The 21875-nt window shown below is 57.4% G+C and carries 25 protein-coding genes; 1 reads left to right on the top strand and 24 read right to left on the bottom strand.

Annotated elements, in window-relative coordinates:
- Positions 1–32 precede the first annotated feature (32 nt).
- From ACFFIY_RS08775 to ACFFIY_RS08750, 6 genes are read right to left on the bottom strand one after another with little or no spacing between them, the layout of a single operon-like run.
- Positions 33–1022: a biotin--[acetyl-CoA-carboxylase] ligase gene (locus ACFFIY_RS08775; RefSeq protein ID WP_354196048.1), complete on the bottom strand. Its 990-nt coding sequence runs from the start codon at positions 1020–1022 to the stop codon at positions 33–35.
- On the bottom strand, positions 1000–2190 hold the full coding sequence (locus ACFFIY_RS08770; RefSeq protein ID WP_354196046.1) for a CCA tRNA nucleotidyltransferase: 1191 nt from the start codon (positions 2188–2190) through the stop codon (positions 1000–1002). The genes ACFFIY_RS08775 and ACFFIY_RS08770 overlap by 23 nt, the downstream gene beginning before the upstream one ends.
- Positions 2187–3326 (bottom strand): N-acetyl-alpha-D-glucosaminyl L-malate synthase BshA, encoded by a 1140-nt coding sequence (gene bshA / locus ACFFIY_RS08765; protein ID WP_354196044.1) that lies wholly within the window; start codon positions 3324–3326, stop codon positions 2187–2189. The genes ACFFIY_RS08770 and bshA overlap by 4 nt, the downstream gene beginning before the upstream one ends.
- Positions 3323–3739, bottom strand: a complete 417-nt coding sequence (mgsA, locus tag ACFFIY_RS08760; RefSeq protein ID WP_354196042.1) for a methylglyoxal synthase — start codon at positions 3737–3739, stop codon at positions 3323–3325. The genes bshA and mgsA overlap by 4 nt, the downstream gene beginning before the upstream one ends.
- Positions 3740–3753: 14 nt before the next feature.
- The gene (gene dapB / locus ACFFIY_RS08755) at positions 3754–4515 is read right to left on the bottom strand and encodes a 4-hydroxy-tetrahydrodipicolinate reductase (protein ID WP_354196040.1); all 762 of its coding nucleotides are present in this window, start codon (positions 4513–4515) and stop codon (positions 3754–3756) included.
- Positions 4516–4517: 2 nt separating this feature from the next.
- Complete coding sequence (locus ACFFIY_RS08750) at positions 4518–4853, bottom strand: nucleotide pyrophosphohydrolase (RefSeq protein WP_354196165.1); 336 nt, start codon at positions 4851–4853, stop codon at positions 4518–4520.
- Positions 4854–5211: 358 nt separating this feature from the next.
- Here ACFFIY_RS08750 and ACFFIY_RS08745 point away from each other — a divergent pair, with 358 nt between their 5' ends.
- Positions 5212–6081, top strand: coding sequence for a YitT family protein (locus tag ACFFIY_RS08745; protein WP_354196038.1), 870 nt, complete (start codon positions 5212–5214; stop codon positions 6079–6081).
- Between the two features lie 49 nt (positions 6082–6130).
- On the opposite strand, the gene ACFFIY_RS08740 is transcribed toward ACFFIY_RS08745, so the two are convergent.
- From ACFFIY_RS08740 to ACFFIY_RS08655, 18 genes are all read right to left on the bottom strand, one after another.
- Complete coding sequence (locus ACFFIY_RS08740; protein WP_354196036.1) at positions 6131–6799, bottom strand: zinc metallopeptidase; 669 nt, start codon at positions 6797–6799, stop codon at positions 6131–6133.
- Between the two features lie 33 nt (positions 6800–6832).
- Positions 6833–7447 (bottom strand): lipoprotein heptaprenylglyceryl N-acetyltransferase LhaT, encoded by a 615-nt coding sequence (gene lhaT / locus ACFFIY_RS08735; protein WP_354196034.1) that lies wholly within the window; start codon positions 7445–7447, stop codon positions 6833–6835.
- Positions 7448–7495: 48 nt separating this feature from the next.
- Complete coding sequence (locus ACFFIY_RS08730; protein ID WP_354196033.1) at positions 7496–8284, bottom strand: menaquinol-cytochrome c reductase cytochrome b/c subunit; 789 nt, start codon at positions 8282–8284, stop codon at positions 7496–7498.
- A gap of 40 nt (positions 8285–8324) precedes the next feature.
- Positions 8325–8999: a menaquinol-cytochrome c reductase cytochrome b subunit gene (qcrB, locus tag ACFFIY_RS08725; RefSeq protein ID WP_354196032.1), complete on the bottom strand. Its 675-nt coding sequence runs from the start codon at positions 8997–8999 to the stop codon at positions 8325–8327.
- Positions 9000–9021: 22 nt separating this feature from the next.
- Positions 9022–9525, bottom strand: coding sequence for a QcrA and Rieske domain-containing protein (locus ACFFIY_RS08720; protein ID WP_354196031.1), 504 nt, complete (start codon positions 9523–9525; stop codon positions 9022–9024).
- Between the two features lie 178 nt (positions 9526–9703).
- Entirely contained in the window at positions 9704–10165 is a 462-nt protein-coding gene (locus ACFFIY_RS08715) for a YpiF family protein (protein WP_354196030.1), read from the bottom strand.
- Positions 10166–10379: 214 nt separating this feature from the next.
- Positions 10380–10934 carry a ReoY family proteolytic degradation factor gene (locus tag ACFFIY_RS08710; RefSeq protein WP_354196028.1) on the bottom strand — a complete coding sequence of 185 codons (555 nt, stop codon included), beginning with the start codon at positions 10932–10934 and terminating at the stop codon, positions 10380–10382.
- Between the two features lie 13 nt (positions 10935–10947).
- Entirely contained in the window at positions 10948–12201 is a 1254-nt protein-coding gene (locus ACFFIY_RS08705) for a tetratricopeptide repeat protein (protein ID WP_354196026.1), read from the bottom strand.
- Between the two features lie 141 nt (positions 12202–12342).
- Positions 12343–13632: a 3-phosphoshikimate 1-carboxyvinyltransferase gene (aroA, locus tag ACFFIY_RS08700; RefSeq protein WP_354196024.1), complete on the bottom strand. Its 1290-nt coding sequence runs from the start codon at positions 13630–13632 to the stop codon at positions 12343–12345.
- 21 nt (positions 13633–13653) lie between these two features.
- The gene (locus tag ACFFIY_RS08695; RefSeq protein ID WP_354196022.1) at positions 13654–14757 is read right to left on the bottom strand and encodes a prephenate dehydrogenase; all 1104 of its coding nucleotides are present in this window, start codon (positions 14755–14757) and stop codon (positions 13654–13656) included.
- A gap of 33 nt (positions 14758–14790) precedes the next feature.
- Positions 14791–15891 carry a histidinol-phosphate transaminase gene (gene hisC / locus ACFFIY_RS08690; protein WP_354196020.1) on the bottom strand — a complete coding sequence of 367 codons (1101 nt, stop codon included), beginning with the start codon at positions 15889–15891 and terminating at the stop codon, positions 14791–14793.
- Positions 15888–16277 carry a chorismate mutase gene (gene aroH, locus ACFFIY_RS08685; RefSeq protein ID WP_354196163.1) on the bottom strand — a complete coding sequence of 130 codons (390 nt, stop codon included), beginning with the start codon at positions 16275–16277 and terminating at the stop codon, positions 15888–15890. Before aroH ends, hisC begins: the two co-directional genes overlap by 4 nt.
- Positions 16277–17368, bottom strand: a complete 1092-nt coding sequence (aroB, locus tag ACFFIY_RS08680; protein WP_354196018.1) for a 3-dehydroquinate synthase — start codon at positions 17366–17368, stop codon at positions 16277–16279. Before aroB ends, aroH begins: the two co-directional genes overlap by 1 nt.
- A 2-nt stretch (positions 17369–17370) precedes the next feature.
- A complete protein-coding gene (gene aroC, locus ACFFIY_RS08675) occupies positions 17371–18552 on the bottom strand; it encodes a chorismate synthase (protein ID WP_354196016.1) in 1182 nt (393 codons plus the stop codon).
- A gap of 236 nt (positions 18553–18788) precedes the next feature.
- Positions 18789–19235, bottom strand: coding sequence for a nucleoside-diphosphate kinase (ndk, locus tag ACFFIY_RS08670; RefSeq protein ID WP_354196014.1), 447 nt, complete (start codon positions 19233–19235; stop codon positions 18789–18791).
- A 102-nt stretch (positions 19236–19337) separates the two neighbouring features.
- Positions 19338–20312 carry a polyprenyl synthetase family protein gene (locus ACFFIY_RS08665; protein ID WP_354196012.1) on the bottom strand — a complete coding sequence of 325 codons (975 nt, stop codon included), beginning with the start codon at positions 20310–20312 and terminating at the stop codon, positions 19338–19340.
- 18 nt (positions 20313–20330) lie between these two features.
- Positions 20331–21035: a demethylmenaquinone methyltransferase gene (locus tag ACFFIY_RS08660; RefSeq protein ID WP_354196010.1), complete on the bottom strand. Its 705-nt coding sequence runs from the start codon at positions 21033–21035 to the stop codon at positions 20331–20333.
- 5 nt (positions 21036–21040) lie between these two features.
- On the bottom strand, positions 21041–21832 hold the full coding sequence (locus ACFFIY_RS08655) for a heptaprenyl diphosphate synthase component 1 (RefSeq protein WP_354196008.1): 792 nt from the start codon (positions 21830–21832) through the stop codon (positions 21041–21043).
- Between the last annotated feature and the right edge of the window lie 43 nt (positions 21833–21875).

Below are 21875 nucleotides of genomic sequence, written 5' to 3'. Positions count from 1 at the left end.
ATATAGCAGACAAGCGCGGCGAGGCGCAATGTTCAATCCTGCAATTCGATGTCGGCCGAGTAGATTCCCCGGATCGTGCCGTCGTCCAGCCGAAGTTCGAGCACCCCTTCTTCGGTGATGCCGACTGCCGTGCCGGTCAGCGTTTCCCGGACTGTCACGGCCTTCACCCGACGGCCGATCGTGATGGCGTCTTCTTCCCACATTTTCTTGATCGGAGGAAACCCTTTTTCCAGGTAAAGCCGTGAGCATTCGCCGAGGCGGCGCAGTACGCCCGCCGCAAGCTTGGCGCGGTCGACCTTTTGGCCGCTTTGTATCTTCAACGACGTGGCGATCGGCTGCAAAGATTCCGGGAAGTCTCCGGGGTCCTGATTGACGTTGATGCCGATTCCGATGATGATCGCCTTCACCCGGTCCGGATCCGCCTGGAGTTCCGTCAGGATGCCCGTGACTTTCCTGCCGCCGGCGAGGAGGTCATTCGGCCATTTGATTCGCGCCTCGACACCCGCTGTTTCACGGATTGCCCGGCAGACGGACACCGCAGCGATGAGGGTGAACTGAGGAGCTTTATGAGGAGGAATGTCCGGCGTTAGAATCACGCTCATCCAGATTCCTTTGCCGGCTGCGGACGTCCACGGGCGGGCGAGCCGTCCTTTGCCGGATGTCTGCTCCTCCGCAATGATCACTGTGCCGTCGGCTGCGCCTTCCTGAGCTTCCCGGTGGGCAATCGGCATGGTGGACTCCACACTGTCAAAATGCAGGATCCGGCCGACAAATTCGTCCCCGCCCAGTTCCTTTCTTATCAGTTCCGGCGTAAGGATGTCCGGCACGCCTTCCAGCACATATCCTTTTTTTCGGACCGAGCGGATTCTGTAGCCTTCTTCCTCGAGTTCCTTGATCCATTTCCAGACGGCGGTGCGGGAAACACCGGCCTCGTCCGCGATCGCCTGTCCCGAAAGCGGCTCACCGCCCGCTTCAAGCAGGCGGGCGAGCAGGCTTTCTTTATCTTTCACTGTTGAATCCATTTATGAACCATCCTTTGATGTCGTCGCTTTGATTCGGAATCCGGCCCATGACGACGGCTTCCTCAATTTTACCGAGCCATTTCTTCACCCAGGGGCCGCCCTTTTCCCCTGTCCAGGCGATCAGCTCATTGCCCGTCACGTCCAGTTCGCGCATGGAGCGGACCGGAAGTTGTGCTTTGCGGCGGTCGATTTCTTCCGGTTCAGGCAGTCCCGTCTTTCCTGTCAGCCAGGCAAACTTCCATCCCGTCTTAAGCGCATGTGCAGGCAGGCGGTACAGATCCATTTCATCGTATGGGCGGCTGATGCGGATATCGAATGCCTCGCGAATCTGGCGGACGGTCCGTTTTTCTGCATTGGACAGCTTGTAGGGGTTGCCTTCCGGGCTGCCTGCCAGCAATGAAAGCAGTGCCCACCCTTCGACAGATTCATCAGGCTCGCCGAATTTCCTCCAGACGGGCAAATCGGATGCAGAACGCGAAGAATCCATGAGCGGAAGCCGTGCAGCCAGCCCCGTTTGGTGAAACAGCTCCATGGCGAGGCCCGCACGGCCGCTTTTCCATACCTTGTCGAGTTCCATTTTGATCCGCTCGACGGAAACCTTCCGGATGCTCTCTGCATGGCGGCCGATCGCGCCCATCGTGGCTGATTCGATCCGAAAGCCGGTTTTTGCGGCAAAACGGACCGCCCTGATCATCCGCAATGCATCCTCGCCGAATCGTCCGTCCGGATCGCCGACGGCACGGATGATGCCGCTCCTGATATCTTCCCTGCCGCCGAACGGATCGTAGAGCGAACCGTCTTCACGAAGGGCGATCGCATTCATTGTGAAGTCACGGCGCCTCAGGTCTTCCTTCAGCGACGTCACATACTTGACACTGTCCGGACGGCGGTGGTCCGAATAAGTCCCCTCGGTCCGGAATGTCGTCACTTCCACAGGCGCAAGCGGATGAATGACGAGCACGGTGCCGTGAGCGATTCCGACATCCGCCGTTTTCGTGAATACGTTCTTCACCTGCTCCGGCAGTGCGGATGTGGCGACGTCCACGTCATCCGCAGTCAGTCCCATGATCCGGTCCCTGACCGCTCCGCCGACGATGACTGCCTCATATCCTGCTTCCCGGAGAGACCGGACGATGTCAAACGCTGCCGCCCAGATGTTCTCCGTCAATCCCTCTGCTCCCCGAGCGCTTCGTAGTACACTTCTTCATACTGCCGGACGATTTCCTCGGCGCTGAAGCGCTCGGCGACGCTGCGGATGGCGTCGTCCGAAAATTTTTCCGCGAGTTCCGGTTCTTTCAGGATCCGCAGCGCCGCCTCTGCAAAAGCTTCCACGTCACCGAGCGGACGGATGAACCCGTTTTCCCCGTCGGTGATCACTTCCGGAATGCCCCCGATGTCCGAGCCGATGCAAGGAACGCCGCACGCCATCGCTTCGATGAGGACGAGCCCGAACGCTTCCTTTTCAGACAACAGCATGTTCAGGTCGCTGATTGAGAACAGATCCGGCAGATCGTCCCGCTTCCCGAGGAACAGCACCTCCGTCCCGACGCCGATGTCCGTGGCAAGTGCATGCATGTCCGACATTTCCGGACCTTCGCCGACGAGCAGAAGCTTCGACGGAATTTCTTCGTTGATGAGCCTGAAGCTCCGGATGACATCTTCGATGCGCTTCACCTTCCGGAAATTCGACACGTGGATGACGACCTTGTCCGACTCGGGAATGCCGAGCGCTTCCTTCATATGGCTTGAGTCGACCGGGCGGTATTGCCGCCCGTCAATGAAGTTATAGATCGTGCGTATTTCCTTTGATGGCTTGATCAGTTCGTAAGTGTCCTGCTTCAGTGAATCGGAAACGGCTGTCGTCAGGTCGGATTTGTTGATCCCGTACTTCACGGTGCCGCGCAGCGTCGGGTCGTGGCCGAGCACCGTCACGTCGGTTCCGTGCAGTGTCGTGACAACGGCGAGGTCCGACCCTGCCATGTCCTTTGCAAGCGCGGCACAAACGGCATGCGGCACGGCGTAGTGGGCATGCAGGATGTCGAGGCCTTCGTCGATGATCACTTCCGAAATTTTATTGGCCAGCGCGATGTCATACGGCGTGAACTTGAACACTGCATAATGGCCGACTTCCACTTCGTGGACGGTGATGTTCGGCTGGTCCATGTAAAGGCGGAACGGACGGCCGGATGTGATGAAATGAACTTCGTGCCCGCGTTCTGCAAGCAAAATGCCGAGTTCCGTCGCGACGACGCCCGAGCCGCCAAGTGATGGATAGCAGGTGATGCCGATTTTCAGCTTTCTCATCGCCCGTTCCTCCCTTCGCGCTTTTCTTCCAGCCGCCAGTCCAGATGATGTTCGGACAATCCGCGCAGCAGGACCTCCGCCGTACCCATATTCGTGGCAAGCGGGACCTTGTACACGTCTGACAGCCGCAGCAGCGCCGAAACATCCGGCTCATGCGGCTGTGCGGTCAGCGGATCCCTGAAGAAGATAATGAGGTCCATGAGGTTCTGCGCCACCATGGCCCCGATCTGCTGGTCTCCTCCGAGCGGGCCGGACTGATAGCAGTGAACATCCAGTCCGGTCGCTTCCGATACTCTCCTGCCCGTCGTCCCCGTCGCGTACAAGCGGTGTTTTGAGAAAATGGGCAGGTAAGCGATCACAAATTCAATGAGATCGTCTTTTTTTCGATCATGCGCAATCAATGCAATATTCATGGGGGCCCTCCGTTTCAGCCGATTAGTTTGTCGAGCCCATAGACGAGCCCTTCTCGTTTCATCACTTCCCGGACCGACAGTTTAATGCCGGACATGTAGGATTCCCTGCTGAATGAATCATGGCGGATCGTGAGCAGCTGCCCCTCTCCGCCGAACAGGACTTCCTGATGGGAAAGCAGGCCGGGAAGCCGTACGCTATGGATCGGAATGACGGCCGTTCCGTCTTCTTTGTCCGGATCGTCGTTCAGGTTCTTGCTCTTTGCGATGGATGCGGCCATCATCCGGGCCGTCAGTTCCGCCGTTCCGGAAGGGGCATCTTTTTTGCCGCTATGATGCAGTTCGATGATTTCCGCTTCCGGCATCAACTTGGCTGCAACCGCCGCAAACTTCATCATCAAGGCCGCTCCGATTGAAAAGTTCGGTACAATGAGACACCCGAGGCCCCGCTCGCGGCTGAGTTCTGCAAGCCGGTCAATCTGCTCTGCGGACAGCCCGCTCGTCCCGACGACCGGCCGTATTCCTTCTTTGATCGCTTCCTTTGCATGTGAAAACACGGTTTCGTGGGTGGTCAGCTCAACGAGCACATCCGGTTTTGACTCTTCCGCAAGAGTCGCCATGTCTGTATAAATCGGCACGGCTCCGGCAATCGTGGCCGACTGTTCGGCCATCTTCCTGTCCAGCACGCCGACCAGCAGCATGTCTCGCTGCGTCACGAGCGTTTCCACCGCCAATGCGCCCATTCGGCCGCGCGGTCCGGCCACCGCCACTCGGATCATGTTTATTCCTCCCCGATTTTAGTCCACCTGTCCCGGTCCCGGGTGCTGAACTTCTCCATCACCGTGGCCAGCGCCCGGTCCATGTCAATGCCGCTGGAATTGGCAAAGCAGATCAGCACGAAAAACAGATCGCCCAATTCCTCTTCCATCGACTTCTCCGCTTCCGTCGGCTTTTTCTTCTTCATCCCATGGACATTCTGTACTTCCCTTGCCAGTTCGCCCAGCTCCTCCGTGAGACGGGCCAGCAGTTCCATCGGCGGAAAATACCCCTCTTTAAACTGGGATATGTAACGATCCACTTCTTGTTGCATGTCCTTCATCGTACGCGCTTTTTCCATCATTCGTTCAACTCCTCCCTTCATCGTATATAAACCGCCATCCTATTGTCAAAACTAATCGAATCAAGGATACTAAGAAAAGCGGAGGGCGGCTGTTCAATGGAAGTCAGCCTAACTGCGCCGCTTTGCGGCAAAGGCTGACTGACCCGGCGTTGCCGGGCCTCCGACAGGCATAAGACAGCCGGCAGCGCAAAGCCTGCTTTGCAGAGCCGGATGGCTTATGACCCGAGGGTCTGGCCCCCGCAGCTGGACAAAGAAAAGCGGAGGGGGCCGTGTTTGGGAAGTCAGCCAATTTCGGCTGACTGACCCGGCGTCGCCGGGCCTCCGACAGGTATTAGAATCAGAAGGGATGTTGCGGATGTTCCAGGGGATAAAAGTGAAAAATATCATCATGATCCTGTTCGGGGCCGCCATTATGAGCTTTGGTCTCGTCCACTTCAACATACAGAACGAGCTTGCGGAAGGCGGATTCACCGGTCTGACACTGATACTGCTGTTCGTCTTCAATCTTGACCCCGCGCTCATGAACCTTGTGCTGAATGTGCCCATGTTCTTCATCGGCTGGAAGCTGCTCGGGAGGAAGCCGTTCATCTATACGGTCATCGGAACGGTGGCGGTTTCGGTTTTCCTGAAGGTCTTCACGATTTACCAATTTGAAGTCGGCCTGGAAAACGACATGTTCCTCGTGGCGCTGTTCGCCGGCGTCTTTATCGGCATCGGTCTCGGGATCATCTTCCGCTACGGTGGAACGACCGGCGGTGTCGACATCATTGCGCGGCTCGCCAACAAGTACGCGGGTTGGAGCATGGGGCGGACGATGTTCATGTTCGATGCATTCGTCATCCTGCTGTCATGGGCAACCTACCTGACGACGCCCCGAATGATGTACACACTTGTGGCCGTCTTCCTCGGCGCCCGGGTCATCGATTTTGTCCAGGAAGGGGCGTACTCGGGACGTGGGGCATGGATCATTTCCGAATGGCAGGATGAAATCGCCGAAAAGATTACGGAAGAGATGGAACGCGGCGTCACCGTCCTGAGAGGCTACGGGCATTTCACCAAATCGCCGCGTGAAGTGATTTACTGCGTGGTCGGAAAAAACGAGATCGTGCGCTTGAAGAACATCATTAATTCTGTGGATCCGCATGCATTCGTCTCCGTCACCGACGTGAAGGATGTCATGGGGGAAGGATTTACGCTTGATGAAGAAAAGCGTCCGCTTGAATAAAGGCAAAACCCCCTCCGAATACATACATTCGGAGGGGGTTTTCATACCGTCAGTCGCGGTTGTTGAAGATGAGCAGCAGGCGGACCAGTTCAAGCACGGCGACCGCAGCGGCTGCTACGTATGTGAGTGCCGCGGCACTGAGCACTTTCCGGGCTGCCGGCTCTTCCTCGTTGCGGATGATGCCAAGTTCGACTATCTGGTTCATCGCACGGCTGGATGCATTGAACTCAACCGGAAGTGTGACGACCTGGAACAGGACGCCGACTGCCATGAGGGCGATGCCGATGCCGAGCAGGTTGTTCATGCTCGAGAAGAACAAGCCGGCCATGATGAAGATCCAAGAGGCGTTTGACGTGATGTTCGCAACCGGTGCAAGCCGGTGGCGGAAACGCAGGAATGCATAGTCATGGGCATCCTGGATGGCGTGGCCGACTTCATGGGCAGCGACGGCGGTGCCTGCGACAGACGGATTCCGGTAGTTGTCCGTAGACAGGGCGACGGTTTTCGTGATCGGGTTGTAGTGGTCGGAAAGGACGCCCGGCGTTTCAACGACTTTGACGTCCTGGAGTCCGTTCTTATCAAGGATAAGACGTGCGACTTCTGCACCCGTCATCCCGGAGGTCGAGCGGACCCGCGAATATTTGCTGTAGGCGCTTTTCACTTTCGACTGCGCATAAATCGGCAATGCGATGATGATCAGCAGGTAGATCAGGAACATTCTATATCCTCCCTTTTTCTATCTACTTATATTTTACCGGCTCGGCGTCCCTTCCGCCAATAAAACGGACCGGCGGCGCCACGAATAAACAGCGAGTGCGATGCAGGCAACGGACAGCCAGAACGTGAAGTATCCGATGATGTCCATATGCTGCATCAGATCGCCGTAAACCGGCATCTGGCCGAACACATAGTCGATGATGACATCATGCAAAGTCCAGACCGAAGCAACGGCAATATGCCCGAGGCCAAACCGGTAATGGTCCATGTAAAGCACCGCTTCAAGCGCCATGGCAAAGTGGGAAACGACGAGCATCCAGCCGAGAGGGCCGATCGGTCCGCTCTCGATCTGTGTCCAGATGTTCATCACGACCGCCCACAGGCCGTATTTGACGAGCGTGATGAGGGCGATCGCCTCGATCAGCTTCCAATGCCTGCCGAGGATCCAGCCAAGCACCGCGAGCGTGAAAAAGAGGCTCGCCGTCGGGCTGTCGGGAACAAACGGCAGGAAGACGGTCTCGGTATTCTTCAGCTGGCCCCCGTACCAAACATAGCCGTAGATGGTTCCGGCAAGGTTGACGAGAAACAACACGATGAGAAATTTCCGGCTGTTCAGGATGGCTTTGATCAAACTGATGAGTGGATACATGTGAAACCTCCGGGTATGAAAAAAGAGCCAGTTTCCTGGCTCTTTTAATCATTTTTCCTGATTTGTGATGCCCGAGATGAACTCGGCAAGCTGATCAAGTTCTTCGTCAGAACCTTGGAAAGCGTTAGGCGGCATGAGTTGCTGGCCGTCTTTCGCGATTCCGTTCACTGCGATGTCCTTGACTTCTTCAGCTGTGTGTCCCGAGCCGACGAGCGGAGCTCCGGCCGGAGATCCTTCGAAGTTCTCGCCGTGGCAAGTCACGCAGGATTGGTTCATGTAGATTTCATAGCCCGGGTCGGACGTATCGAAATCTGCTTCTTCGACGATTTCACCTTGGGCTTTTGCAGCTTCCCAGTCGTGGTTGACGACGGATTCCCAAGTGAGATAAATCATCGAGCAAAGCGCAAGCAGCATGAATGCCGTCGGGAGCGGACGCTTGATTGGGCGGCGTTCCTTTGTCGTGTCCATGAACGGCACGAGCATGAGGGCGCCGATGGCAAGGCCCGGGATGACGATGGCACCGACCACGTTGAATGGCCCGGATGCAAATTCATATTTCAGCAGCTGGTACATGAACAGGAAGTACCAGTCAGGCAGCGGAATATATCCTGTGTCGGTCGGGTCGGCCTGGCGCTCCAGCGGAGACGGGTGGGCGACCGTGAGGATCAGGTATCCGACGAGGAAGATTGCACCGATCATCCATTCCTTCAAAAGGAAGTTTGGCCAGAATGCTTCCGTTTTGCCTGGGTACTCCGAATAGTCTTTCGGGATCCGGTTTTTCTCGTATGAACGAATACGGGAATCACCGACGAATTTCATCCCTTTTCCGCGATGCATAGTGTCCCCTCCTCTTTTTGGACGTTAGTGTCCGTCAATCTTACAACGGACCGGAAATACCTTGTCTCCGGATCATGATGAAGTGAGCCGCAAGCAGTGCAAGCAATGCAGCCGGCAGGAAGAACACATGAATCGCGAAGAAGCGAGTAAGCGTCTGAGCTCCGAGGATGACGGAATCCCCTGCAAGGAGGACCTTGATCCACTCCCCGATGAACGGAACGGATGCTGCGATTTCAATACCGACCTTCGTTGCAAAGAGGGCTTTCATGTCCCAAGGGAGAAGGTAGCCCGTGAACCCGAGACCGAGCATGACGACGAAGATGAGAACTCCGACGATCCAGTTCAGTTCACGCGGCTTCTTGTAAGAACCTGTGAAGAATACCCGCAAAGTATGTAGGAACATCATGACGATGACAAGAGATGCCCCCCAGTGGTGCATACCGCGCACAATCTCACCGAATGCCACTTCGTTTTGAAGATAGTAAACGGATCTCCAAGCATTTTCGATGTCCGGTGTGTAATACATCGTGAGGAACATCCCGGACAGGATCTGGATGACGGTGACGAAGAATGTCAGACCGCCGAAGCAGTAGATGAATGCGGAAAAATGATGCGCAGGGTTTACGTGCTCAGGTACTTCGTGGTCGGCGATGTCGCGCCAGATCGGCGTGATGTCGAGCCGCTCATCCACCCAATCGTAGATTCTGTTCAGCACGGTTTTCTGACCCCCTAACTAATTAGACTAGTGTGTTCGGTTTGGCGGCACCGATATAAAGCAGGCCGTCTTGTTCCTGTGTGTCAAACTCGTCGAGCGGGCCTGTCGGAGGAGTCCCCGGCACGTTTTTCCCGTTCTTTTCATAGCGACCGCCGTGGCAAGGGCAGTAGAACTGGTGCGGGTGATCCTTGTCGGATGCCCAGTTCACGGTGCAGCCGAGGTGTTTGCACACCGGTGAAAGTGCGACGACCTTGTCGCCTTCCTTGTAAACCCATGCGGTACCCGTCACTTCGGACTCGTACCAGCCGTCCACTTGGTCATACGTGAAGTCCACGCGGACCGGCTCATCTGTCAGCTCGCTCACCTTTTGGCTTGTCGGGATGAAATCTCCCGCAGCACCGGCTTCGAGGACAGGGTCCACTGCAAAGCGGATCATCGGCATGAGCATGCCGGAAGCCATGAATCCGCCGACGCCCATCAACGTATAGTTAAGGAATTGACGTCGTGAAACTCGTGATTTGCTCATCATGTTCCCCCCTCTTACTAAAAGGTCAGTCCAACGGACAAACTTTTACTACTGAATAGCATAGCTAGGACATATCTATGATAGCTCAATCAAAAACGAAATTCAACAAAGCATTTGGCCTGCCGAAAAGTTTGTGAACTTTTTATGACGCACTTTTCGAGCTTGCCGGCAGAGCGGTTCAGCGGGCGGCGTCGGCTCCCGTCCATTTTGCTGTAAGCACCGGTATGATCTGGCGGACCTGATCCTCCAGTACCGATTGTTTGAGTTTTTTGTCCATATGTTCGAGCGGAACCGACGGGATCCAGATTGCGCCCTCCACTATTTCATCCCTCGACCAGGACGGATCCGTCGTCAGATAAAACACATGGCGGAACGGCATGTCCCCGAGCGACTCTTTCCACTCGGCGGCGAGGCGCGCCTTGTCGCTTTTGTCCAAATAAGTGAACGGGGGCAGGAGCATCACCCTGCCCTTGAACTGATGTTCGAGAAAGGCGGTGAGATTCAGCAGGAATTCCGTTGCCGATGCGCTCTGTTTCATATCCGCCCCCGAGCTTCCGAGCCCCACAAGCGGAATGATTGCGGTGTCGATGTACTCGCTTTGCTGCAGATATAGATCCATGTCTTTTGCTGTCCAGTTCATCTGAGTCCCTCCCGGGAGACCTGGACGCCCGGCTGCGGGGGTGCACGAACCCTCCCGCATCAGGCATGCCCAGTGTCCCCAACTGTCATTTCCTATATAAGTCTTTGCGCAACTTTTTGCGCTGCCCTTTAACTTTGGCATTTTACAGGCTCAAATGCAAATTCCGGAGCGGAATTACCCAAAAACAAAAAAAGACCTCATCTCCCGGATGAAGTCATGGATTTCCCACTTCTTTGATGGATTGCAGCGTTTTGGACAAAGTGAAAAACTTCTCTTTGTCGTTATCGTCAAGTGCTTCGTCGATTTCCCTGAGCAGCTGCTCTTCACGGAAAGCCAGCACACTGTCCTCCAAGAGCCTTTCCGCTTCCTTCCTGTCCTTCTCGCTGATCCGGATGTATTCGGGCACATACGGATTGTCCTCCAGGACCGCGGCGTACTCGGGGCAGGAATGCCTGCCCGGGAAGTTGAGCTGAAGGAACATGTTCTCTTCAGGATGGAGCCGCAGGTCATGGAATGATTTTTCCGCATCCGCAGTCATCAGGTTCCCTTTGTAGAAACGGAACGGGATCCCGTCCGAGTCGGTCGTCGACATTACCATCGCGCGCGGGCAGTAATGCGCTTCATCCACGAAGCGCACGTTCTGAAGCAGCTGGTCATGGCTGAGGAGGTAATTCAGGATCCAGACGCACTCCCGCCTCTTCAACTGGTGGGTTTTCAGAAACCACCGGACAAACTCCTTCTTTTCCGCGACCGGGACTGATGCTTCCACAAAACCCCTCCTTTCACAAGTCATTCTCAAGGAACGATGACCACCGGGGATCATCAGGAACCAGAACGGCGAGTCTTTGTATCACTTCTATGGCTTCCTCCCGTTTTCCTTCATCCAGCAAGAAAAGGGCGAACTTTTCCAGGAACTGCGGGTCTTCCTTAAACTCATGATATGCGAGGCGGTAAAATTCATATGCGTCTTCAAAGTGCTCTTCTCGTTCGTTCGCATATGCGGCAAACGGATAAAGGCCGGACCAGTCCAACCCTTCCCTGCGCAAACCGGAAACCATCTCGATGATCTCCGCGTCCCGCTCCTGTTGGTCAAACAGCGAGACAAGCGCATGGATGGCCTCCATGTATTCGGGATCAAGCGCAATCGCCTCCCGGAGATGCGCCTCCGCTTCTTCCGTCCGGCCGGTCTTCAGCGCCAATTTGCCGGATGCGAGATACAGTTCCTTGTCGTACTTGTCGCGCGACAGTCCTTCGGAGAGCGTGCGGTATGCAGCTTCGTCCTCACCTTCCATGATGAGCGCCTGGGCAAGGAGTGCATAGGCGGAGAAGTAGTCGGGGTCAATGTCTTTCAGTTCGGCAAGCGCGCGGACGGCGTCTTTATACAGCCCGCTCTGATAGGCGGCATAGGCAAAACCGAACAGGCTGTCCGGCGTCCGGGCGTGTTCAAGGGACTCCTTGTAGTAAGGCAGTGCCTCTTCATAGGCCGCGCCGGCCGCGTAGGACTCCGCGATCCTGTCCGTCAGCCGGACACCGGCGATCTCCTCGGCAGATTTGCGAATCTCCGCATACAGCCGCGCCGCTTCGGCATAGCGGCCCCCGTCGAGCAGCAGCTCTGCCTTCGCGAACAGGATTGCGGGCTCGTCTGGCAGGAATGCTTCAGCCTCCTCGACTTTCCGGAGTGCGGATTCCGCCATGCCGGACATCTGATAATAGTCGGCGAGGACAAGCAGCGCCTGGACATACTCCTCCTCATCCGGACGGACAGACGTGAGCAGAAGAAGCGCATCGTCTTCCTCTCCAAGCTCCATCAGCACGCGTGCCCGGTCGATCTTGAGCTGGGCCTCTTCCGGCATCAGCTCGAGCAATCCGCCGTAAAGGAGATCCGCCTCCTGGAGGAAGCCGTATTCACTCATGAGCTCTGCGGCCATGTAGCGGGTTTCCGCATCAGGAGAGGCCTGGATCTCCAATACAAGCGATTCTGCCTTTGCCAGTTCGCCGTCAAGGATATATTGCTGTAAAAGTTCGATTGTCTCCATCAGTATTCACCCGTCCCGTCGTTTTTCATACTTCATGCTACAAGATGCCCCGTTTCTTCACAAGAAAAAAAGCCTCCGGCATAAAGAGGCTTTTCGGTCAACGGCCGGCCGGCGAAAAAACAGCCGGCCGGCCTGACTTGTTCATCTCAAAAGCGATTTCAGATCGTCGAAAAATGCCGGATAGGAGATCGCGATGCAGCCGGGATCTTCCAGCTCCACAGGACCGTCCGCAATGAGTGCCGCAACGGCGGCCATCATGCCGATCCGGTGGTCTCCGCGGGAATGGAGAACGCCGCCGTGAAGCCGGACGGGCCCTCTGATGACCATGCCGTCGGGGGTCGGCTCGATGTCCGCACCGAGCTTGCCGAGCTCCTCGGCCACAGCGGCTATCCGGTCGGTTTCTTTCACACGCAGCTCTTCCGCATCCCGTATGACGGTCACGCCTTCCGCCTGCGTGGCAAGAAGTGCAATCACGGGGATTTCGTCGATGAGCCGGGGAATGAGCGAACCGGAAATTTCCGTCCCGCGAAGATCCGAATGCCGGACGGTGAGCGTTCCGCGCTTCTCGGAGTCCCCGGTGACACTTTCCCTGACCGAGACATCTGCACCCATTGCTTCCAGGACATCGAGCATTCCGGTCCTGGTCGGATTAAGCCCGACGTTTTCAAGCTCGACTTCGCTCCCTTGCACGGCCGCGCCGGCAGCGAGGAAGAAGGCGGCAGAGGAAATATCGCCCGGCACTTCCACATGCACGGCAGACGGCTTCTGTCCGCCTCGCAGACGGATCTCCCCGCCGCCGCTCTCGACCGAGATGCCGAAGTTGCGCATCATGCGTTCGGTATGGTCACGTGAGACGTCCTTTTCGCGGATGACCGATTCGCCCTCCGCCCGCATGGCAGCGAACAGGATCGCCGACTTGACCTGCGCGCTCGCCACCGGCATATCGTATTCGATCGCGGAAAGCGGTCCCCCCTGGACGGCAAGCGGCGTGTACCGGGCCGAATCCCGTCCGCGGATATCCGCCCCCATCAGTGCGAGCGGTCCGGTGACGCGCTTCATCGGGCGCCTGGCGATCGAACTGTCGCCGCTCACCACCGAATGCACCCGGGAACCGGCCAGGACGCCGAGGATGAGCCGCGTCGTCGTTCCGGAATTGCCGGTGTACAAAATATCGGAAGGCTCCGCCCAGCCGTCGATGCCCGGGCTGCTGATCGTGAGGTCGGTGCCGTTTCTAACGATATCCACGCCGAGCGACCGGAAGCAGTCAATGGTTCTCAGGCAGTCTTCTCCCGCCAGAAAACCGGAGATCGTCGTCCTCCCTTCGGCGATGCTGCCGAACATCACCGCCCGGTGCGAGATGGATTTGTCACCGGGCACAGTGATTGCGCCGCGCAGGGAACCAGTGCCGTATTCAAGTTTCATCCGTTCCATATGACTTCTCCTCCAATCCGGTCAGGTGATATTAATTTCATAACCCGTCTTTTCCATCAGGCAGAGCCGGCCCTTTTCCCGGTCATCGGCCGTCTGGAAGGAAACGACAAGGATCCCGAAGACATCGGCCCTTGATTCGACGATGCGGACGTTCGTGATCGAAATTCCCGCTTCCGCCAGAATCCCGGTGATCTCCGAAATTGCACCCGGATTGTCCGGGATGTCGACATTGAGGTCGAACGAAGCGAACAGAGCTCCCTGAGCCTTGAGCGGCAGGGCATCCCGGTAGGCGCGGGCTCCGTCGTAGAAACGCCGGATCTCATCCGGGTTTCCACGTTCGACGATGCCCCGGACCGCCTCCATCTCCTGCTGCCACAGATCAAACTGGTCCAGCAGCTCATCGCGATTCTGGATGGTGATGTCCCGCCACATATCCGGATTCGACGAAGCGATCCGGGTCAGGTCCCGAAAGCCCCCCGCTGCAAGTTCTCTTGCAAAGGGACGGTCTTCCGCCTCGTCTTCAAGGCGCCTGACGAGCGAAGCAGCCACAAGATGGGGGAAATGGCTGACGACCGCGGTCATCGCGTCGTGTTCCGCTGCCGAGACGACTGCCAGTTTCGCCTTTGTCACGCCGAGGAACTCCTCGAGCCGGCGTGCTGCCGCCGCATCTTTTCGACCGGCCGGAGTCAGGAGATAATAGGCGTTTTCAAACAGGTGTTCCCTCGCCGCGCGTACGCCGCTTTTATGGGAGCCGGCCATCGGGTGTCCGCCGACGAATACGGTGTCCGTCCCCTCGAACAGGTCCGCATGCTCCATGATGTTGGTCTTTGTGCTGCCTGTGTCAGTCAGGACAGCACCCGGCTTGAGGCTCCACTCCTCCGACGCCTGTTTCATCAGACGGATCGTCTCGTTCACCGGTGTTGCAAAAAATATGTAATCAGCGGACTCAGCCGCCCGGCGGGCCGTATCCGCCTTGCCGTGGATGATTCCCAGATGCAGAGCCTCACAAAGAGTGCGTTCATCCGCGTCAAACCCGGTGACGAAGACGTGCTCGTGCCGTTGCAGGGCTAGCGCCATTGAGCCGCCGATCAGGCCGAGTCCGATAATGGCCACTTTCGTTTCCATGCTTCCCAACACTTCCTTTTGACGGCTGCCGGTTCAGGCGCCCGGCACGCCGAGTGACAGTACTTCTGCAAGCGCACCAAGCAGCGCTTCATTGTCTTTTTCATTGCCGACGGTGATCCGGATAAAGCCCGGCGTTCCGAGTTTGTCGCCGCTGCGGACGATGAAGCCCTTCTTCAGCAGCTCCCCGGTCACTTCATCGGCGGAACCCTTCACCTCCATGAGGACAAAGTTCGCTTCCGAGCGCGGGCACTCCAAGCCATGCTGTTCGGCAAACCGCTCGTACCGGGCTTTCCCTTTTTCATTTTGCTCCCGGCACTGCTCTATGAATCCGGCATCGCCGAGTGCAGCGAGTGCGGCGCCCTGCCCGGCAACCGTCGTGTTGAACGGAGGCCGGACCGGTTCCAGCTTGGAAATGATTTCTTCGGGTCCGACCGCATAGCCGACCCGGCATGCCGCAAGCCCGTAAGCTTTCGAGAATGTCCTCAGCACGATGACGTTCGGGAAGTCATCGATGAGCGAAATCGGATCCCGGTACTCCGGCGATGTCACATATTCGTGATAGGCGTTGTCGACGACGACGAGGACATGTTCCGGAACCTTGGAGATGAACGCACGGAGTTCGTTATCCGGAATGATGCCGCCTGTCGGATTGTTCGGCGTGCAAAGCCAGACGATCGATGTTTCGTCATCGATGGCCCGAAGCATCGCGTCCAGATCGTGGCTGTGTCCCGCCAGCGGGATTTCGCGCATTTCCGCGCCTTCAATGCGGGCATTGTGCCTGTACTGCGGAAAGCTCGGCCAGGGCGCGACCGTGTTGTCCCTTTCGGACAGGAGCGCACGGGCTAGGATGACAATGATTTCGTCGGACCCGCCGCCGAACAGGAGCTGCCGGGGGGTGACTCCGAGCTTTTCGGCGAGCCCGGTGCGCAGTGCGGTCGCATAGCCATCCGGGTACAGCTCCGTCTCGGTTTCCGTTTCCCTCAGGAAATCGGCTGCAGCCGGCGGACAGCCGAACGGGTTTTCATTTGATGCGAGCTTGACGATCCGCTCCAGGCCGTATTCCCGCTGGACCTCTGCAATCGTTTTTCCGGGCTCATATGCCCGCATGCCCTCAAGCCGTGCATTCCACCTCATTTTGCTCCCTCTCCTTTCAGGTTTCTGCTTGCAAGATCCGGCCGCAGCCGCACTGCCTCATTCCGGTAAATATGCTGGATTTCCTTTTGGGATTTCTCCGTATTGGCATGTAGAAGCACCCGGATGCAAAGCGGCAGCGCGCCCGGTACATCCATCTCGTGCGTACACATGACCGGCACGTATTCCCATCCCGGCATGGACCTGACCGACTTGGCCGGGAACGCCGACGAAATGTCCGTTGTCGTCGAGATGAGGACCGAAACGATGTCCTCGGGATCGAGGCCGTTTCTCTCCGCCATTTCCTTCACCAGCTCCGATGTTTCCTCAAGCACATGCTGCTGCCCGTCTTCGCAGATGCTCGTCGCACCGCGCACACCCCGGACCATCATGGCTGCACCCCCAGTCGTTTTCTCAGTTCTTCATCGGCTTCCCGGCAGTCCTCTTCCTCCGCTTTCCCGATCTCCGGTCTGCCGGTTTCGGGAAGCAGGACGAATTGCAACTCTCCGAAAGAAGCCTTTTTGTCCTTCTTCATATAGGCGAATAGTTCGCTGAACGGAAAATCGGCGGCCGCCTTGAGCGGATATCCGTTCCGCTCCGCGAAATGCTGAAGGGCATCCGTCACCGACCTGTCCGCCCCGGCCAGCCGCTCGCTCAGGATGAGCGCGTAAAGCATCCCGATCATCACCGACTCCCCGTGCGTCAGTCCGCCGTAGCCTGCGGCGGCTTCCACCGCGTGCCCGTAGGTATGGCCGAAGTTCAGGTATTTCCGTACGGATCCTTCCCGCTCGTCCTGCGAGACGATTTCGGCTTTCACTTGTATTCCACGTACGATATATTGCAATAAAGTCTGTTCGTCCATGTCCCCGTAATTCAATTCACTGAGCATTTCACCGGCGTTTCCGGAAGGCGAAATGAGCTGGTGCTTGACGGCTTCGGCCATTCCGGACCGGATCTCTTCAGCCGGTAAGGTTTTCAGAAGGTCCGTGTCGTACAGGACCGCCGCCGGCTGATGAAATGCGCCGGTCATGTTCTTTCCGCCCGGCAGGTTGATACCCGTCTTGCCGCCGACCGAGGAATCGTGCGCGAGGATGGTCGTCGGACATTGAATGAAATCGATTCCCCGCATATAGCAGGCCGCGGCAAAGCCCGCCAGGTCCCCGCACGCTCCGCCCCCGAAGGCGATCACGAGCGATTGCCTCGTGCAGCCGGCTTCCAAAAGGAACTGCTGCGTCCGCCCGAACCATTCCAACGTCTTGCACGCTTCTCCGGCGGGAACGTTGAGCCAAGCCGTTTTTCTCCGACCCGCTCCGGCGAGCGCCCGCTCCAGCTTTTCCCCGTGGATTCCGGCGACCCGCTCATCTGCAATGACGGCAATGCGGTCGGCCTTTTCCAGAAAACTGCCGATTCTGCCGAGCGTCCCCGTCCCGACCAGGACGTCATACTCCCGTTCCGATAAGTCGACGCGGATTGTTTCCATCATCAAAACTCCCGTGATCGGGCGATGAAGTCATTGATGTTGCGGCGGAGGCCTTCAATCGTGTCACTGTGGAATGTATCCGTAATCGCCGCGGCCACTTCCCAGGCGACAACATGTTCGGCAACGACGGAGGCAGCCGGCACCGCACAGCTGTCCGACCGCTCGATGGACGCCTTGAACGGCTCTTTCGTGTCAATGTCGACGCTTTCCAGCGGCTTGTAAAGTGTCGGAATCGGCTTCATGACTCCCCGTACGACGATCGGCATGCCCGTCGTCATGCCGCCTTCAAACCCGCCGAGGTTGTTTGTCCGCCGGATGTAGCCGGCTTCTTCGTTCCACTCGATTTCATCATGGACTTCGCTGCCGGGACGGCGGGCCATTTCAAATCCGAGTCCGAATTCCACGCCTTTGAACGCATTGATCGACACGATGGCGCCTGCAATGCGGGAATCCAGCTTCCGGTCATACTGGACGTAGCTCCCGACACCCGGCGGGCACCCTTCAACGACCACTTCGACGGTGCCACCGATCGAGTTGCCTGCCGCCTTCGCTTCATCGATCGCCTGTTTCATCTTTTCTGAAGCCTCCGGATCGATGCAGTACACTTCATCCGCGGCTGCAATTTCCCGGATTTCGGCGACTGTCTTGCCGTCACGGATCGTCGTGTCCGCTTTGATCCCGCCGATTTCCGTCACGTGAGCCGTCACTTCGATGCCGAGTGCGCGAAGGAGACTTTTTGCGACTGACCCTGCGGCGACGCGCATCGTCGTTTCGCGAGCGGATGACCGTTCCAGGACGTTCCTCAGATCGCGGTGTCCGTATTTCATGCCGCCGACGAGGTCTGCATGGCCCGGCCGGGGACGCGTCACCCGCCGCTTGATCTCTTCGGGATCAGCGCCTTCGGGCAGCGGCTCGATGCCCATGATCTTCGTCCAGTGCTTCCAGTCGTCATTCGTGACGGTCAGGGCGACCGGCGCACCGATCGTCTTGCCGTGCCGGACGCCGGCCGTGATGTCCACCGTGTCTTTTTCGATCTGCATGCGGCGTCCCCGCCCGTAGCCGCCCTGCCTTCTGGCAAGATCTTTGTTGACCGATTCCGCGGTCAGCTCCAGATTGGACGGCAACCCTTCTATAATCGCGGTCAGCTGCGGACCGTGAGATTCTCCTGCTGTCAAATATCTCATCATGTTCCCCCCAGGCTCTCCAAACATTTTCTTTCCACTATAACACAACTATTCTTAGTATTCATGCGGATTTTAAGGCGCTTTTAAATGATAGCGCTTACTATTCAGGAGAAAAGTCCGGCCTTTTTAAGTCACGGGGATGTGAGGATGATTTTCGCTTTGGAGGCTTGTTTTCGAAGATCGGGAAGATATTCGGGAAAAAGAAAAACCCGGCGGCCGCCGGGTTTTTCTCAGGGTCAGTTGACCCAGTTGTTGATTTGCTTGTCGTAGGAAACGATCTCTTCTTCCTTGAAGAACAGGCCGATTTCGCGCTCTGCGCTCTCAGGGGAATCAGAGCCGTGGATGATGTTCTTGCCGACAGTGACCGCAAAGTCGCCGCGGACCGTTCCGGGAGCCGATTCTTTCGGATTCGTCGCGCCCATCATGAGACGCGCGGTCGAGATGACGTTTTCGCCTTCCCATACCATTGCGAACACGGGTCCGGATGTGATGAAATCTGTGAGTTCGCCGAAGAACGGACGCTCTTTGTGCTCACCGTAGTGCTCTTCTGCAAGCTCTTGAGGAATCTGCATCAATTTTGCACCGACGAGCTGGAAGCCTTTCTTTTCGAAGCGGCTTACGATTTCACCGATGAGATTGCGCTGGACGCCGTCCGGCTTGACCATCAAAAACGTTTTTTCCATTTGAATGAACACTCCTTGTGCACGAGGTTGGCGGAAAGTCCGCCGCCTTCAGAATCGTACCATTTTAGCGGTTCCGGTTTCAACAAAAGATGCGGTCTTCTGTCAATATTTTCGTTTGCCGATAAACTTTGCAATCCGGATAAGTGAATCCCGGTCCGCCGTGGCAGGCAAAGCACTTGCCTCACGCAGTGCCTTGTCCAGGTATAGGTTGCTCACCCGCCGGCTTTCTGTGATGGCCTCGGAGCCGCGCATCCTGCGGATGAGCCGGTCGACCGGCTCCCGGTCATCTCCCGCGGCAAGCGCCGCCTGCACAAGCGGACGCAGTTCAGTGTCCTGCAGGGCGTAAATGACCGGCAGGGTGATATTGCCGTCGATCAAGTCGCTGCCTGCAGGCTTCCCGAGCTCCTTTTCCGTTGCCGTGAAGTCAAGGAGATCATCGGTGATCTGGAAGGCCATGCCGATATAGTATCCGAACCGCTCCAGATGCCGGACGATCTTCGGTTCGGCACCCGACACCAGACCGCCGAGCTCGCAGCTGGATGCGATCAAAAGTGCGGTCTTTCGCTTGATGCGCCGGAGGTAGTCCCGCAGGCTCTGCTCTTCGGCAAATTTGTCTTCGATCTGGATGATTTCGCCCACGCAAATCTCGATCATCGTCCTGGACAGCACGCGGTGGATCCCGGGGTCATCCAGTTCGGCAATCGTGGCGAGCGCCCGCCCGAAGAGAAAGTCTCCCACATACATGGCGACGCGATTGCCCCACTGGGATTTTGCGGTCGGGGTTCCCCTCCGGAGATCGGCATCATCGATGACATCATCATGGACGAGAGAAGCCATATGGATCAGTTCAAGAGGCACGGCAACACGTGCCGTATCGGTCCGATTGCACTCGCCGAATTTCGATGAGAGCAGAGTGAAGACCGGCCGGATCCGCTTTCCGCCCGATTTCAGAAGATCGAGGGACGCCTCTTCGACAAGAGGTGATGAAGAGCGGACGGCCCGCTCCAGCTCTCTTTCTATATAGTCCAGATCTGCCCGGAACTCCGAGTAGATCGATTTAAGCTTCATCTTCTCCAAAGGAAAAACCTTCCCCCGCTATTGTTCTCGTTTGAACCCGATATGCCCCGCAGCGGCTCCGCCGCTGAACGGTTTATAGGACACGCGGGTGAACCCTGCCTCGGCAAAGATGCGTGCGAGCTGCTCTTTGTCCGGGAAGGTGTCCGCCGATTCCTGGAGCCACTGGTACTCTTTGAACTTCTTGGCAAAAAGCCTGCCGAACACCGGCATGATATACCGGAAGTAAAACTTGAACACCTGCCGGTAGACGGGTATCTTCGGCTGGGACGTCTCCAGGCAGGCGATCATGCCGCCCGGCTTGAGCACGCGGTGCATTTCGGACAATGCCTTTCTGAGATCCGGCACGTTTCTCAGCCCGAAGCCGACCGTGACGCATTCAAATGTCCCGTCTTCAAACGGGAGAGCCATCGCGTTCCCCTCGATCAGCCGGATATTGTCGCGGCCCGAGGTCTTTTTTTCGGCGACCGACAGCATGTTCGCCGAAAAATCCAGTCCGGTGACAGATCCTGTCCCGCCGACGGCATCGGAGAGTGCAAGTGTCCAGTCGCCGGTGCCGCAACAGACATCCAGGACAACCGAACCGGGCCGCACCGCCATTTTGTTCATCATTTCACGGCGCCACAGTTTATGCTGCTGAAAGCTGATGACCGAATTCATTTTATCGTAGTTTCCAGAAATGTTCTGAAACACCTCATGGACGCGTTGTTCTTTTTGGGTATCCATGCTGGTCAGACCTTCTTTCCCGATTGTGTGGGAGCCGGTTCGCCGAGCCCCAGACGGCATGAAATCTCAATTGCCGGCAACCGGCCCGCACGGCTCAGTTCCACGGCCGCGTTCATTCCCCGTGCCGCGGCTTCAAGACGGGCGGACTCCATGAACCGTCTCGCAGACACATTGTCACCCTGTATGTCTGCCGACTCGAGGATGGCCGTGCAGAACGGCGTGATCCGCCCGGAGTCCAGATGTTCGATTTCGCATTCGAGCCGTTTCGCCGTGAGTGCGTTCCGCACCGTTTCCCCGTATAGGGAAAGCCCGCGGTTCCTGAAGAACGCCGACAGCGCGGCGGCTTCGATGTCCGGGAGCATCCCGGCCACCTCACCTGCGGTCCTTGCCTGTTCATGCTCATACAGGGCCGCCTTGCATTCGCTCATCCGGATGACGGCGAGCGCAAGATCACGGAGCAGCCCGACGTCCGGAATGCCGGTGAGGATGCGGTAATGGACGCCGCTATAATAATCACCGGCCAGCACGGTGAGCTGCTGCCGGCGTGACGGGGTGCCCCTGTCCTCGATCGAATCGTGCGCATGGAAAGCCGCATGCAGGGCGCCAACGGCTGTGGCTGCAAGCCGGTCTTCATCTCGCCACTCTTCGCCATTGATTCCGGGCAGAACAAGGGCAAACAGCACGGGCGATCCGACGGCCGGCTCGCCCGTGTGCTCGAGAAGCATGCGGTCGGCAAGCCGTCTTTGGATGTCCGTCTTCAGTTGTTCAACTTCAATATGTATCGGTGATGCGTTCATGTTCCGCGCTCCAATCCTGCACGCCGGCGCCGCCGTTTTGCAG

It is taken from the genome of Bhargavaea ullalensis, from assembly GCF_042432615.1.
Lineage (GTDB): Bacteria > Bacillota > Bacilli > Bacillales_A > Planococcaceae > Bhargavaea > Bhargavaea ullalensis.
This window is presented reverse-complemented; position numbering and strand designations above follow the sequence as displayed.